This is a genomic window from Paraburkholderia sp. JHI2823 (genome assembly GCF_038900695.1).
In the GTDB taxonomy this organism is placed as follows: domain Bacteria; phylum Pseudomonadota; class Gammaproteobacteria; order Burkholderiales; family Burkholderiaceae; genus Paraburkholderia; species Paraburkholderia mimosarum.
In genome coordinates, this window is sequence record NZ_JAYMRY010000343.1 from 1 (window position 1) to 394 (window position 394).

Genomic DNA, 394 nt, shown 5'->3' on the forward strand with positions numbered 1-394 from the left:
TCACCTTCGCCCAGAAGCGCGAGTACAGCAGGTGCAGGATCGCGAGCTCGATACCGCCGAAGTATATATCCATCGGCGCCCACTAGTCGGTGCTCTCGTCGACCATCGTCTTCGCATCCGGCGATGCGTAGCGGTAGAAGTACCACGACGAATCGACGAAGGTGTCCATCGTGTCGGTTTCGCGCTTCGCCGCGCCGCCGCACTTCGGACACGCGCAGTTCAGGAACGCTTCGGACTTCGCGAGCGGGTTGCCCGTGCCGTCCGGCACGAGGTCTTCCGGCAGCACGACCGGCAGATCCTGTTCCGGCACCGGCACGTCGCCGCACTTCGGGCAGTGGATGATCGGAATCGGCGTGCCCCAATAACGCTGGCGCGACACGCCCCAGTCACGCAG

General features: G+C 64.5%; 1 pseudogene. It reads right to left on the reverse strand.

Features of this window, described 5'->3' with window-relative positions:
* A pseudogene (locus VSR34_RS38915) lies at window positions 1-394 on the reverse strand (class I tRNA ligase family protein); the annotation flags it as partial.